This window comes from Pseudomonas sichuanensis (assembly GCF_003231305.1).
Lineage (GTDB): Bacteria > Pseudomonadota > Gammaproteobacteria > Pseudomonadales > Pseudomonadaceae > Aquipseudomonas > Aquipseudomonas sichuanensis.
Map to the genome: position 1 here is coordinate 64,699 of NZ_QKVM01000007.1, position 13,632 is coordinate 78,330.

Genomic DNA, 13,632 nt, shown 5'->3' on the forward strand with positions numbered 1-13,632 from the left:
AGGCCTTTGCAGACTCTAGATGGCTATTTGAGGAACAGCCAATTGGACATGTGCTGGCCATCGAAGCGGATGTTGTAGCGCCCATTCTCGTAGGTCGCAGGCACCTGCGCTTCTTCCCCTTCGGCATTGCGCGCGAACAGTTTCAAACCTGGCAATGCCTTGACGCTGAGCGTGCCGGCGAGGGGCTCGACATGGAAGGGTGTCTTGTCATCCTCGCGGGGCACCGCGCGGGTGCCCAGCGAGATCAGCAACGCCTGCGACTGGCTCAATGGCTTGGCATCGAGGCTTTGCACCGCGACGCTGGCATAGGGGGTCTGCAACTGGACCTGGATGTTGCTCAGTTGGATCGACTGGCCTCCCAGCCAGCCGGTGGCGACCTGGCTCAGGGCGGTGTCGATGGTGTACAGCCCTGTTTGCCAGTTACGCTTGAGCTCGCCGGTATCACTGGTGGACTCGCTGGCGCTGGCGAGCAACAGCGACTGGTCTGGGTCGTGCAGCACTTTCGCATCAGCCGGGATCACGCTTGGTTGCAACCACGGCAGCTGGGGTGTGGCAGGCATGGCGATCTGCAGCCGGCCTTTCTCCCAGGCCGTGCGCAGCAGGGCCGAGCTGTTTGGGCTGATAGCACGGTTGTAGAGGGTCTCGGGCGTGGGCGCGAACACATAGCGGGTGGTGGCCTTGCGCACATCCCCGCGGCGGTAGAGCAGGGCAGCGGCGGGGAGGGTGGCGAGCATTGCCGGGTCGTTGTAGGCGTGCCAGTTGTCGGCGGTGCGCCAACCTTCGATGAATTTCTGCTGGCTGTAGGCGTACTGCATCAGCCCGTCCCAGCCTTGGTGGCTGGCGGTGCCGGCGATGTACAGCGGCAGTGAGTGGCGGTCGGGGGTGGGGAAGGGCTCGGCGTTCCACTCGGTAACCGTCATGGGCTTGCCGACTACCTGGGCCGCCGCGAGCCAGTCGAGCATGCCGTCGCTGGTCAACGGGTTGCGCTCCAGTTGCCCGCCGCCACCATAGCTGTGGGCGTCGATCACATCACCCGTGGTCAGCGCCGGCAGCGCGCTCAGGCCATTGCCCCCCCAGGTGCTGGTGGTGACGATCGGCACCTTTACGCCGAGCCCGCGTAGGTGCTGGATCATGTCGATGTCGAAGCGGTGTTCCAGGTCGTTGAGGAACAGCTTCGATGGGCCGGGCAGCCAGGTCATCTGGATTTCGTCGACATTCAGGTGTTGGCGCTGGGCGAAGGCCTTGGCCTCGTCCTCGAACAGCTTGTAGTGCCTGGGCACGTTCTTGTCTTTCAACAGGGCATTGCCAAAGTGCTGGGTGATGTCGTTCTCGTTGGTGATCAGTACTGCGGCGACCGCCGGGTCGTCCTTGTAGGCCAGGCCGGTATACCGGTTGACATGGGTCAGGTACTGCTCGGCGAAGGCTTTCATGGCCTGCTGCAGGGTGACGTTGACATAGGCGTAGCCCTTGAGCCCTGCGGCGCCGTGGGTCTTGGGCAGTTCATCGAAGCCATAGATGTCATCTGCCGGGGTGACCGGGCGCTCCACGTGCAGGTCCAGCCACACATAGATCCCTTCGTCCTTCAGGCTCTTGATCCACAGGTCGAGCTTGCGCAGCGACTCGGCATTGAGCCGGCGCGTGTCGCGCAGGGTGGTCATGTCGCCGAAGACGTTCGGGCTGACCCAGGGCGAGTCGTGATGATGCAGGCGCACCAGGTTGAAGCCCAGGGCCGAGAGGCGCTTGGCCTGCACCTTGATCTCCTCGTCCGGGGTGCCGAACAAGGCGTAGGCCGTCAGGTTGGTGCCCCAGAAGCGTGCCGGGGAACCATCGGCAAACTGCAACTGCTCGCCTGCAGCCTTGACGAAGCCACGTTTGCCCGCCGGTATTTCCGGCGCGTTGAGAAACGACAGGTCGACCGGTGACTTGCGCCAGTCGAGCTGGTCATCGGGCCAGCTGGCAGGGTCGGCCAAGCCGAAACGTTCGGTGGGCGTCGGGCCGATGGCGATGTCGCCACTCACCTGCAGTTGCGCCTTGACCTGCTGGCGACCGGGCTCGATTGCCTCGCTATAGAAGAACGCCCGAACTTCGCTGGGATTGCCGCGTTCGAAGTACACCTTGGCCAACGCCGGCTCGAAGCGCATCTCCAGGCGGCGCCCCTGCGCATCATTGCCCCATGACCAGCCGCGATTGCCGGGTAACAGTTGCGGGGCGCCCATCTCCCCGGCGACCAGTGCCGGGTCGAACTGGAAGACCATGCCGCCACCCATCACCTTGGTCTTGCGGCTATGGGCATCCAGGTCGAAGTTCCAGGCCAGGGTGCGTTCGCCGGGCCTGCTGATGTCCGCCTTGAGGTCAAAGTCCAGGTCTTTGTTCTTGCCCAACAGGGTGTAGCGGTAGGGTGCGTTGACCTTGAGCGCGGCGTAGAAACCGGTCCAGTCCCAGTCAGCGCCCCAGAAATCGAACTTGGCGACCATCGCCGGCCCTCCGCCGCGGGTCACGGTCGGCAAGCCGTTCTGTTCCTCTACCTTGACGGTCCAGGCCGCAGCCTGTGCTGCACACGGCAGAATCATCAGGCCAGCAAGGAGCGAAACCCGCAGGAACGGGCGCAGTGCAGATGACTTCATTGTCGTTACCTGGGTTGGAGGCCACGTTGGGCAATGGTTGCGGGCTGGGCTGCACGAAGCCTGCGGACCATCTGCATGTAGGCCACGCTCAACCCGGCAACGGACCAGTACACCACGGGGATCACCGTGATGCTGCTGACGGTGAAGATGATCACCAGGATGCCCACCAGGGTGGCCAGCAGCGCCCGCCCCAGTTGGCGTTGTTCGTCATCCTTGTTCGGGAATGCCAGCATGGCCTTGCGCACCCCCCGCAGCACGCAGAGGAAGAACGCCACGAACAGCCCCAGGCCCACCAGGCCAACCCTCAGCGCAAGGTTGAGGTAGGTGTTGACGATGTCGATGATGCCGTCGCCCTGGATCATCGACTGCATTTCCGGGGTGTTACGAAAATCGAACGAGCCGAACAGCGGGTTGCGCTGGATGACGATCCACGAGTTGTCGAGCAGGCGCTCGCGGTAGGTGATGTTCTCTTTTTCCAGGTTGCCGATGAACGGCAGCATGTCGAGCACCTTCTCGCCCCCCGGCACCACGGTCAGCAGCGGGATGGCCAGCACGCCGGCGACGGCCAGCAGGCTGAGGCGCTTGACCGCGCCCTTGCCGGTGGCGATGAACACGGCGACGATGATCGCCGCGCCGATCCATGGGCCGCGCGACAGTGGCGCGACCAGCCCGGCCGCCAGCAACAGCGCGCCCATGGCACGTTGCAAGGGGCTGCGCACATAGCCCTGGACGAACAGGAACAGGCCGATCGCAACGCTGATCACATAGCCCAGGGCGATGGCCTGGCCGGTGGTGACGCTGGCGCGCAGCGAGCCGCCGCGGCTCAGGTAGCTGGCCATGCTCCACTGCACACCCATGGCCTCGAGCAGGGCGTTGTACAGCAGCCAATGGCGGACGAACTCGGCCACGCCGATCAGCGCCAGGACAAAGCCGGCCAGCACGAAGGCCAGCATGGCGTCCTTGAAGTCGCTGACCTGGCGCAGGGCACGGCTGGCCACGTAGTACGGCAGGAACACATCGATATACAGGTACAGCGCCTGGCGCAGGGTGTCGGTGAGGGTGGTTTCGCGCAGGTACAGCGCGCCTATCAAAACAATGCTGGCGGCCAGCAGGCGATCGGGCCAGAGACGCCCGAAACCAGGTGTGTCGGCCTGCCTGCGCAAGGCCAGGGCTGCGGGCAGCAACACGCACAGGGTCAGCAGGCGGACGTGGTTCAGGTCGAACAGGTAGTTGATCACCCCGAAGCCGGGTATCGGCACCGTGGCAGGGGGCATCACGAACAGCAGCATGAAGAACAGCGCCATGATGTTGCGCTCGCGCCGTCCCGCCAGGTACATGATGACCGCCGCAGCCCCGGCGTATACCCAGAAGCTGTACGAGACGAAGGCCAGCAGCGTCAGGGCGAACCACAGGTTGCGTCGCCGCTTGAAATCGCGCTCGGGAATCAGGTCGCTGGCGGGGCCGCGTGCAAGCACGAACACCACGGTGGCGAGGAACAGAATGACGATCAGCGCACGAAAATGTTCAGGCATTGGCAACGGCACCTATCCGCTGGTGGAGGACGGCTAGCATCATGGCTAATTGAAACTATAGTGACTTCTTAGACATCCAGTCAGGGATTGAAGCCATGCCGTCTGTTGAAGTGTCTGCATCGGTGAGTCTTCGCAAGCGTGCACTAGGGGCCGGGGCATGGAACCTGGTGTCGTTGATTGCGTCGCAGGTGATGCGCCTGGGCGGCAACCTGATCATGGCCCGTTTGCTGCTACCGGAAATGTTCGGGGTGATGGTCATCGCCACCACCGTTTCGGTACTCCTTCACTTGCTCTCCGATGTGGGCCTGCGGCAGAACATCATCCAGAGCCACCGTGGCGACGACCCGCTGTTTCTCAATACGGCCTGGAGCGTGCAGATCGTCCGTGGTTTCGTGCTCTTCGCGCTGACCTTGCTGCTGGCCCTGGCGGCCTGGTTCGCCCAGTTGGGCAACCTGTGGCCGGCAGACTCCACCTATGCTGCGCCCGAGCTGCCACTGGTGCTGGCGGTGACCGGTGTTTCGGCGGTGATCTACGGTTTCCAGTCAACCAACATAGATGTGGCGGTGCGCACTTTCCAGCAGAAGCGCGTGGTCCTGGTGGAACTGGCATCGCAGGTCGTCGGGTTGGTCGTCATGCTGGTGATCGGTTACTTCACCCGTTCCATCTGGTCGCTGGTGATTGCCGGCCTGGCGGGCGCCCTGACCGGCACGCTGCTGGGCCACCTGGTGTTCCAGGGCCCGAAAAACCGCCTGCAATGGGATCGCAGCGCACTGAACGAACTGGTGGTGTTCGGCCGCTGGATCCTGTTGTCCTCTATCGTTGGCGTGCTGGCCATGTACGGCGACCGCATGTGGTTCGGCGCCAGCATGAGCGCTGCGGAGCTTGGGGTGTATTCGATCGCCGTGCTGATTCTCGGTTCGCTGCAGACCGGCTTGTTGAAACTGGTCGGCACGGTGGCGCTGCCAGCGTTCAGCGAGGCCGCCAGGGCCGGTGACCATGAACGGCTCAGGGCGCTGTATTACCGTTTCAGGCTGCTGGTGGACCTGGCCATGCTGTTCACCTGTGGCGTATTCATCACCGCCAGCCCACTGCTGATCGGCTGGATGTACGACGAGCGCTATGTCGCCGCAGGCACTATGCTCAGCATTCTGTCGCTGTCGTTCTTTACGCTGCGCTACACCCTGGCGCATCAAATCTGGATCGCCCAAGGGCTGACCAAGTACCAGGCCATGGACAACATCATCCGCCTCGTTGCGCTGTGGCTGGGGTTGCCGTTGTTGCTGGCCATCGGTGGCGTGCAATGGGCAATCTGGGGGGTTGCCCTGCACACGTTCCCGACCTTGGTGCTGATTGTGTATGTCAATCGCAAGCTCGGTATCTTCAGTATCAGGCGCGAGCTCATGGTGTTGCCGATGATCGCCGTCGGTGCGCTGTTCGGTGAGTTGGCAACGCGTTTCTTCAACTGGCTTTGAACCCCTTGCAATAACGCGCGGTGCCCAGGCGTCGGCGACAGCGGTTTACCTGGTTTTGGCACAACAATGGTGGGGGCTGGGGATCATGGGCAAGCTTCTGTTCTTTACGCAGCTGTCGGGGCGCAGGGTGTTCCTGCGTAACTGTGCCGTACTGGGTATCGGCGCTGTGGCGTTCGGCAAGACGGTGGCCGAAGGGCCTGTCACCCTTCCCGCTGATCCTGTCGGCAGCAGTGCCCCGGGCGGGTTCGTGGTCATCAACGGCTGGGTCCTGCCTTCGAGCTATTTCAGGGACGGGCAGGCATGATCCGCGACTACCAGGCGCAGAAGACCCTGCGCGAGGATTATGACGTCTGCATCATCGGTGCCGGGCCCGCGGGTATCACGCTGGCACTGCGCCTGGCGCAGGCCGGCTGGAAAGTGGTACTGGCCGAGGGAGGCGGGCACGACTACTCGCCGCGTTCGCAGGCACTGTACCAGTGCACCTCGACCGGCCTCGAGCTGTACCCCCATGAAACACGCCTGCGCTACCTTGGCGGCACATCCAATCACTGGGCAGGCCGTTGCCGTCCGTTCACGCCTTCCGATTTCGCGGTCCCGCCCCAAGGCGAGCTCCCCGGCTGGCCCATCGCCTATGCCGAAGTGGAACCCTACCTGGCAGCGGCCATGGAGATCGTCGACCTGCCGCAGGGCGGACAATTCAAGGCAGAGAACGCTGGGCTCAAGGGCGGTGACTTCGAGCCGGACAAGTTCCTGCTCAGCCCGCCGACGCGCTTTGCGCAGAAATACGCCGCAGCGCTCAACGATACCGCCGGGCTGGATGTCTTCATCAACTGCAACTGCGTCGACCTGGAGTTCGACCAGACCACAGGGCGCCTGGCTGCAGCGGTGGTGTCCGACTATGACCTGCAGCGCCAGCGGTTGGTGGCCAGGCACTTCATCCTGGCGACGGGGGCCCTGGAGAACGCCCGGCAACTGCTCAACAGCGCGTCCCTGCGCAAGGCCGGGGTGGTCACCCAGGATGGGCTGGTGGGGCGCTGCCTGATGGAGCACCTCAACGTCGAGATGGGCACCTTCATCCTTGAGGACGGCCAGACTGGCGAGCCGCGCCAGTACTACACCAGCGATGCCTTCGTCAGCGAATACAAGGCCGGCAAGGGCAATGTCTCCGCCACGGTGCTCGATGAAGTGCGCACCTTCGGCCGGACCGCCGAGGTCAAGCACTTCCTGGAAAATCTGCTGTGCGAGATGAACCTTGCCCACAAGGTCAACTTCATCGCCAACTTCAGCTGCCCGGGCGAAGGGGTGCTCAGCACCATGATCGAACAGTATCCCAACGCGCTGAGCCGGCTCTCGCTGCTCGAGGAGAAGGATGAACTGGGCGTGTCCAAGGCCAACGTCAACTGGGTGCTTAGCGCATACGACCGCCACACCATCCAGTGCATCGGCAGCGAGCTGGCCAAACAGTTCGTCGACACAGGCCTTGGCTTCGTCAGGCTGAACGAGTACGTCTACGACGCCGCGATACCGCTGAAGTTGGAGCCTCACGCGCACCATATGGGCACCACGCGGATGGCCGCCTCGGCGCAGTACGGCGTGGTCGACCGCGACTGCAAGGTATTCGGCACCGACAATCTTTATGTCGCCGGCAGCAGCATCTTCGCCACCGGAGGCGCCTCCAACCCGACCATGCCGCTGTTGCAGTTCGCCCTGCGGTTGGCGGATCACCTCGATCAAAGGTTGAAATCGGCGCGCGGTGCGCTCACCTGAGCAACCGGCGCAGTGTCAGGGCAACAGCAGGGTAGGTATGGGAGTGAGCGCGGGGCGGTCAGCATCAACAAGAACGAGACCGCATTCGCCTCAGGGACAGTCCAGGATCGCTTCATTTGCGAGGCTAGCAGCATGTATGGATGGATACGCAAAGCATTGGCCAACTACGCCAACTCGACCGGGCGCGCCGGCGGGACCTACAAGAAGTTCTGCAATCCGAATGCCCGCGACTGGGGCGCTTACCTGACCCGCTGGGGCAAGTTCTATTCCGTGGGCAGCAACGTTCATATCAACCCCGGGTGCAACGTCACCGACCCACGCCTGGTGCGCCTTGGCAGTAACGTCGGGTTATCGGACTGCACGCTGATCGGCCACGACGGCGTGGTTGCGCTGATCGAGATCTGTTACGGCAAACAACTCGATTCGGTCGGATTCATCGACATCCGTGACAACTGTTTCATCGGCCACGGTGCAATCGTGATGCCGCGCGTGACCATCGGCCCGGACTCGGTGGTTGCCGCCGGGGCCGTGGTCACCAAGGATGTGCCACCCGGTACCGTGGTCGGTGGCAATCCGGCGAAATTCATCTGCACCACCGAGGCGTTGATCCAACGCGTCGAGGAACGCTGCGCCGCCTACCCCTGGATAGAGCTGGTCAAGCAGCGCCAGGGTGCCTATGACCCGGCATTGGAGCCGACCCTGGCCGCTGCGCGAGGTCAGTACTTCTTTGGGGATGGCAGCAATGGCTAGCAAACCTGTCGATGTGATGGTGGTCAATTTCAATACCGCCGGCTTGCTCCAGCCGATGTTCGACGCCCTGCGCCAGGCTGACGGCGACAAGCTGGCGAGTTACCTGGTGGTGGACAACGCCTCGGTCGACGATTCGGTAGAGCGTCTGGCCAAGGTCTGCCCTGAGGCCGTATTGGTCAGCAACCAGAAGAACGTCGGTTTCGGCCGGGCCAACAACCAGCTGCTGGCGCACCTGAACGGCAAGTACGCGTTGCTGCTCAATACCGATGCGTTCGTCGCCAGGGACACCCTGGACAAGACCCTCGAGTACATGGACGCGCACCCGGAATGCGGGGTGCTGGGCGTGCGGCTGGAGGGGCGCGACGGCGACCTGCAACCCAGTTGTCGCTACTTCCCGACCCCCTTGAACGTGTTCGTGGCACGCACCGGGCTCGGGCGCTTCTTCCCGGGGCTGAAGATGGTCGACGAGATGAACTGGGACCACGGCTCGGTGCGCGAGTGCGACTGGTTGCCCGGCTGCTTCTACCTGGTGCGGCGCGAGGTGCTCGACCAGGTGGGCCTGTTCGACCCGCGCTACTTCCTTTACTACGAGGAAGTCGACCACTGCAAACGGGTCAAACAGGCCGGCTGGAAGGTGGTGTTCTATCCCCACACCACGGTGGTGCACATCGGCGGCGAAAGCTCCAAGTCGGTCGCTGAACTTGAGGCGGCCAGCCGCCAGATCTCGGCCTACCAGATCGAAAGCGAACTGCTGTATTTCCGCAAGCATCATGGGCTGGCAGGGTTGACCCTGCATATGGCGCTGGTGACCCTCGGCGATCTGGTGCTGGCCCTGAAGGCCTTGCTCAAAGGGCGGGGGCGGGCAGCCATCACGGCTTGCTGGCGGCATTGCCGGGCCACCTGGGCGCTGTTGTTCGACACCCGTTTTGCAAGCCAACCCACACGGTAGGTGACGCCATGTTCGAGAATATTCGTGCCGATCTGCGGGCCCATGGCGGTGACTGGGGCGCCCAGGGCTTCTGGGTGTTGCTGGTCTATCGCTTCGGGCGCTGGCGTTACGGGGTGCGCCCGGCGTTGCTGCGCAAGCCGCTGTCGCTGGTCTACAAAGTGCTGTTCAAGTGGGTGCAGATACTGACCGGCGTCGAGCTGCCCTGTGAGGTGCAGATCGGCCGGAACTTCGTCATCGATCACTTCGGCGGCATCATCATCAGCGGCTATGCGCGTTTCGGCGATGATTGCCGGATCCGCAACGGCGTGGTGGTGGGGTTGAAGAATGTCAGCGAACCGACCGCGCCGGTGTTCGGCAACAACGTCGATATCGGCGCCGGCGCCAAGGTGCTGGGCAACATCCGCATTGGCAACAACGTAGTGATCGGCTCCAACGCCGTGGTGCTGGTGGACGTGCCGGACGACTGCCTGGCGGTGGGGGTGCCTGCGACCGTCAAGGCGCGCAAGCCCGCCGAAGCGATGCCGTGTTCATGAGGCAGGCAACACTGCCCAGCGCCGGCAGGAGGGCGCCATGCTGACAGGGATTGGCGTTGTGGTGATCGGCCGCAACGAGGGCCAGCGCTTGCAGCGCTGCCTGACGTCACTGGCCGGTTGCGCACAGCAGGTGGTGTATGTCGACTCGGGCTCGACCGATGGCTCCCAGGCCTTGGCCCAAGGCCTGGGCGTCGAGGTGCTGGCGCTGGACATGACCCGGCCCTTTACCGCCGCACGGGCCCGTAACGAAGGCTTCGCCTGCCTGCAATCTTTGTTGCCGACACTACGCTACGTGCAGTTCGTCGATGGTGATTGCGAAGTCATGGACGGCTGGCTGCAGCAGGCGTGCGAATTTCTCGATGCACGGCCGGAAGTCGCGGTGGCGTGCGGTCGGCGCCGCGAGCGCTTCCCGCAGCATTCGGTCTACAACCTGCTGTGTGACCTGGAATGGGACACCCCGGTGGGCGAGGCCCGGGCCTGTGGGGGGGATGCGTTGATGCGTGCCGAGGCGTTCAGGGCCGTGGGCGGTTTTCGTGCGGGGCTGATCGCTGGGGAAGAGCCCGAGCTCTGTATTCGCCTGCGGGGCCGCGGCTGGAAGATCTGGCGCCTGCCCGCCGAAATGACCTTGCACGATGCCGCCATGACCCGTTTCAGCCAGTGGTGGCGGCGCAGCCTGCGCGCAGGCTACGCGTTCGCCGAGGGCACCTTCCTGCATGGCGCGCCTCCTGAGCGGCATTGGCAGCGTGAGTCGCGTCGTGCCTGGCTCTGGGGGCTGGGCATACCGCTGGCGATCGTGGCTGCGTGTGCATTGCTGGGGGGCTGGGGGTTGCTGCTGTTGCTGGCCTACCCGCTGCAGGCCGTGCGCCTGGCGCGCCGTGGTGGCCGCTCGGTTCGCGAGAACTGGCTGCAGGCGGTGTTCCTGGTGCTGGGAAAATTCCCGGAGATGGTCGGGCAGGTGCGGTTTCTGTTGAACCGGCTTACTGCCGGCAAGACGGTGTTGATCGAGTACAAGTGAGAGGCCCATGGCGTTCAGATCGTTACTCAAGAGTGTGCTCACTTTGCAACCCGGCTATTCATTGCGGGCGTTGAACAACAAGTGCAAATTGCTGGTGCTGATCATCACCCAGTGGACGGACCTGCGGCCGTTCCTGCGGCACATGGAAGCTGCGCTGGGCAAGGAAGGCTTCGACAGGCTCGGTGTCGATTGCATCGGCATGGTGCAGTGGCCCTATATCAGCAAATGCTGGTCGGTGCGTGAACGCCTCGACGCCGTGGCTTCGCACTACCAGGTGGTGACGGCGCAGTTCCCGACCCTGTTGCTGCTGGGCCGGGACGAGCGGCGGACCCTGTGCGACCTGTCAGGCATTTCTGCCGACTGCACCCTGGTGCTGGACCGGCCGATCTGGTTCAAGCGCGAAGGCGAATTGGTGCTGAACCTGTTCCAGGGCGACCTGCGCGTGGCGTCACTGGCCTTCACCCTGCAGCGCACGGCGGCAGGCCTGTGCCTGTTCATCGGCGCGGTGCAGGGGATCCACAAGGGCATCGACAGCGAACGCTCGCTGGCCATCTACCGCGACCTGACCAAGGACTTCGAAGGGCTGCGCCCGCGCAGCCTGCTGCTCGAGGCGCTCAAATGCGTGGCCAGGGCGGTCGGGGCTGACGGCCTATATGCGGTGGGCGACGCCTACCGGCACCATCGCCACCCCTACTTTGGCGCCGAAAAGTCCCAGGACCTGGCCGCCAACTACGACGCTATCTGGCTGGAGCATGGCGCAGTGCCCAGCGAGCGCGAAGACTTCTTCAGCCTCCCGCTGGCGGCGGCGCAACGTGCGGCAGAGGATATCGCACCGAAGAAACGCGCCATGTACCGCAGGCGCCAGGCCATGCTCGAGGCGTTGTTCGCGCAACTCGAAGCGGCACTGGCGGCCAGTGCGGGGAAACTGCAGGCACATCGGCAACGGCTGGGCTATGCCCTTGTGCTGCAGGAGGCCAGTGCGCCGACAGCCACGCATTCGCGGTTGGCAAAGATTGTGCAATTGTTCCGTCAGGCCCTGCGCGAACCCCGGGCGGATCAGCGTTTCATGGCGTATATACGCAAGGCCGGACTGTATCCGACCCTGAGAAAGGCGTGGCGAGAGCTGTTGCGCCATGGCCCGGCGCTGCTTTGGAAACCACCCGCCGAGCAGCGTCACGAGCTGCCCCTGGATGCCCCGGGCGTGGCGGCCAGCACGCTGTTCCCCGGGCACGTCGTGTTGATTTGCGAGAGCGACCCGGCACAAGCGCTCGATGGCCGCCCTGCGCAACTGCGGCAAATGCTGGCCGAGCTTGGCTATACCTGCACGATGGTGGACTGGGGCAATCCACAAGCCTGCCTGAATGCTCTGCAAACCTGCGCTGCAGTCATCCTGCACCGCCTGCCTTACTGTGCGCAGTTGTCGAGGCTGCTCGAAGAAGCCAGCCGCCTCAAGGTCACCTCTTGCTGGGATACAGACGAGCTGATCTTCGACCCGCAGGCGTATCGCCAGGGCAACGACCTGAACGGATTGAGCGACACAGACGTGGGTAAGCTGATGGCGGCCGTGGCCCTGCACCGACAGGCACTACTGGCGTGCGAGTGCGCGATCGCGTCGAATGCAGCACTGGCTGCGGCGATGCAGGAGGCGGGGGCCCGGCAAGTCACGGTGGTCGAGTGCAGCCAGCAGTTGGGGCAGGTCTTCCCAGCCCTATCTGGCGTTCGCCCACGCAGGGTGCTGTCGGCGAACATCTTCTTCGCCCCCAGGAGTTTCGGTGGCGCCACGGTTGTCGCCGAGCAGATGGCGCGGTTGCTGGCGGCCACTTCGCCCTGGCAGCAGTTCGTGTTCACATCGCTACCGCCGAGTGACACGGCCCCCTACAGCCTGTTCAGGTACCAGGCGCAGCAGGCTGCGGTGCTTGGCATCGGCCTGCCAGACCAGCGCTCGGCCCTTGAGGACTTCGAAAACCGCGCAACCCTGCCGCTGTTCGACGCCGTGCTCGAGCGCGTCGCCCCGGACCTTGTGCACCTGCATTCGATCCAGGGCCTGGGCGCACTGCTGGCCGAAAGCTGTGCGCGGGCGGGCATACCGTTCGTGGTGACCTTGCATGACGCGTGGTGGATCTGCGGGCGCCAGTTCATGATCAACGGCCACGGGCAATATTGCGGGCAAACGCGTATTCGCGCCGAAGTGTGTGCCGCCTGTGTCGAGGATGCGCCGCTGAACGCCTACCGTCAGCAGGCCCTGGCCGCCACCCTGCGCAAGGCCAGCCTGCTGCTGGCGCCAAGCCGCTTCGCCCGCGACCTGTACGTGGCCAATGGTTTCGATGCGGCGAAGATTCGCATCAACCGCAACGGCATCCTCGCCCCCGGTGCTGGCTACCACAAGCAGCCGGGGGCATTGCTGCGCTTCGGTTTCGTCGGTGGCAACACCGCGATCAAGGGCATCAATCTGATTACCCAGGCGTTTGCCGGGCTACCCCGCTCGGACTACGAATTGAAGGTGGTCGACAACCTGCTGCACCTGGGTTTTCGCTCGTTCAACCGGCACAGCGTGAAGATCCCGGGCACCGTCAGCATCATCCCCGGCTACACCCAGGACGACATCGACGCGTTCTTTTCCTGCATCGACGTGTTGCTGTTCCCGACTCAGTGGAAAGAGACCTTCGGCCTTGCCGTGCGCGAAGCGCTGGTGCGCGACGTCTGGGTGATCAGCACCGACGCGGGGGGCACGGTCGAGGACATCGTCGACGGGGTCAACGGCACCATCATCCCATTGAGCTCCGACCCAAGGTATCTGCGCCAGGCATTGGCCGATGCGCTCGAGCACCCGGAGCGCTTTGCGCACCTGCACAACGCTTTCAAGGGCAGCATCACGCTGTGCAGCGACCAGGCTCTGGAGCTCCAGGGCATCTATGCGGACGTCATCGAGGGCATTGCAACGGCAGACCCTGCGCCGTCAGCCATGAAAAGCCTGAAGTAGGGGGCCGGAT

The 13,632-nt window shown here is 63.9% G+C and carries 10 protein-coding genes and 1 pseudogene; 9 read left to right on the forward strand and 2 right to left on the reverse strand.

The window, feature by feature from the left end:
• Window positions 1–23 precede the first annotated feature (23 nt).
• Window positions 24–2,624 (reverse strand): glycoside hydrolase 5 family protein, encoded by a 2,601-nt coding sequence (locus DM373_RS05575; protein ID WP_110992633.1) that lies wholly within the window; start codon window positions 2,622–2,624, stop codon window positions 24–26.
• Window positions 2,625–2,629: 5 nt separating this feature from the next.
• Window positions 2,630–4,156 carry an O-antigen ligase family protein gene (locus tag DM373_RS05580; protein WP_110992634.1) on the reverse strand — a complete coding sequence of 509 codons (1,527 nt, stop codon included), beginning with the start codon at window positions 4,154–4,156 and terminating at the stop codon, window positions 2,630–2,632.
• A gap of 95 nt (window positions 4,157–4,251) precedes the next feature.
• On the opposite strand from DM373_RS05580, the gene DM373_RS05585 reads away from it, so the two are divergent.
• The 9 genes and pseudogenes from DM373_RS05585 to DM373_RS29490 all read left to right on the forward strand — a co-directional run bounded on the left by DM373_RS05585 (window position 4,252) and on the right by DM373_RS29490 (window position 13,622).
• On the forward strand, window positions 4,252–5,628 hold the full coding sequence (locus DM373_RS05585) for an oligosaccharide flippase family protein (protein WP_110992635.1): 1,377 nt from the start codon (window positions 4,252–4,254) through the stop codon (window positions 5,626–5,628).
• Window positions 5,629–5,713: 85 nt separating this feature from the next.
• On the forward strand, window positions 5,714–5,932 hold the full coding sequence (locus tag DM373_RS05590; protein WP_110992636.1) for a hypothetical protein: 219 nt from the start codon (window positions 5,714–5,716) through the stop codon (window positions 5,930–5,932).
• Window positions 5,929–7,395 carry an FAD-dependent oxidoreductase gene (locus tag DM373_RS05595; RefSeq protein WP_110992637.1) on the forward strand — a complete coding sequence of 489 codons (1,467 nt, stop codon included), beginning with the start codon at window positions 5,929–5,931 and terminating at the stop codon, window positions 7,393–7,395. Before DM373_RS05590 ends, DM373_RS05595 begins: the two co-directional genes overlap by 4 nt.
• A 132-nt stretch (window positions 7,396–7,527) precedes the next feature.
• Complete coding sequence (locus DM373_RS05600; protein WP_110992638.1) at window positions 7,528–8,145, forward strand: acyltransferase; 618 nt, start codon at window positions 7,528–7,530, stop codon at window positions 8,143–8,145.
• Window positions 8,138–9,094 (forward strand): glycosyltransferase family 2 protein, encoded by a 957-nt coding sequence (locus tag DM373_RS05605; protein WP_110992639.1) that lies wholly within the window; start codon window positions 8,138–8,140, stop codon window positions 9,092–9,094. The genes DM373_RS05600 and DM373_RS05605 overlap by 8 nt, the downstream gene beginning before the upstream one ends.
• 8 nt (window positions 9,095–9,102) lie before the next feature.
• Window positions 9,103–9,627 carry a serine O-acetyltransferase gene (locus DM373_RS05610; protein ID WP_110992640.1) on the forward strand — a complete coding sequence of 175 codons (525 nt, stop codon included), beginning with the start codon at window positions 9,103–9,105 and terminating at the stop codon, window positions 9,625–9,627.
• Window positions 9,628–9,664: 37 nt separating this feature from the next.
• Window positions 9,665–10,642, forward strand: coding sequence for a glycosyltransferase family 2 protein (locus DM373_RS05615; protein ID WP_110992641.1), 978 nt, complete (start codon window positions 9,665–9,667; stop codon window positions 10,640–10,642).
• A gap of 7 nt (window positions 10,643–10,649) precedes the next feature.
• A pseudogene (locus tag DM373_RS29485) lies at window positions 10,650–11,558 on the forward strand (DUF535 family protein); the annotation flags it as partial.
• Between the two features lie 720 nt (window positions 11,559–12,278).
• Window positions 12,279–13,622 (forward strand): glycosyltransferase family 4 protein, encoded by a 1,344-nt coding sequence (locus DM373_RS29490; RefSeq protein WP_341866376.1) that lies wholly within the window; start codon window positions 12,279–12,281, stop codon window positions 13,620–13,622.
• Window positions 13,623–13,632: the final 10 nt, after the last annotated feature.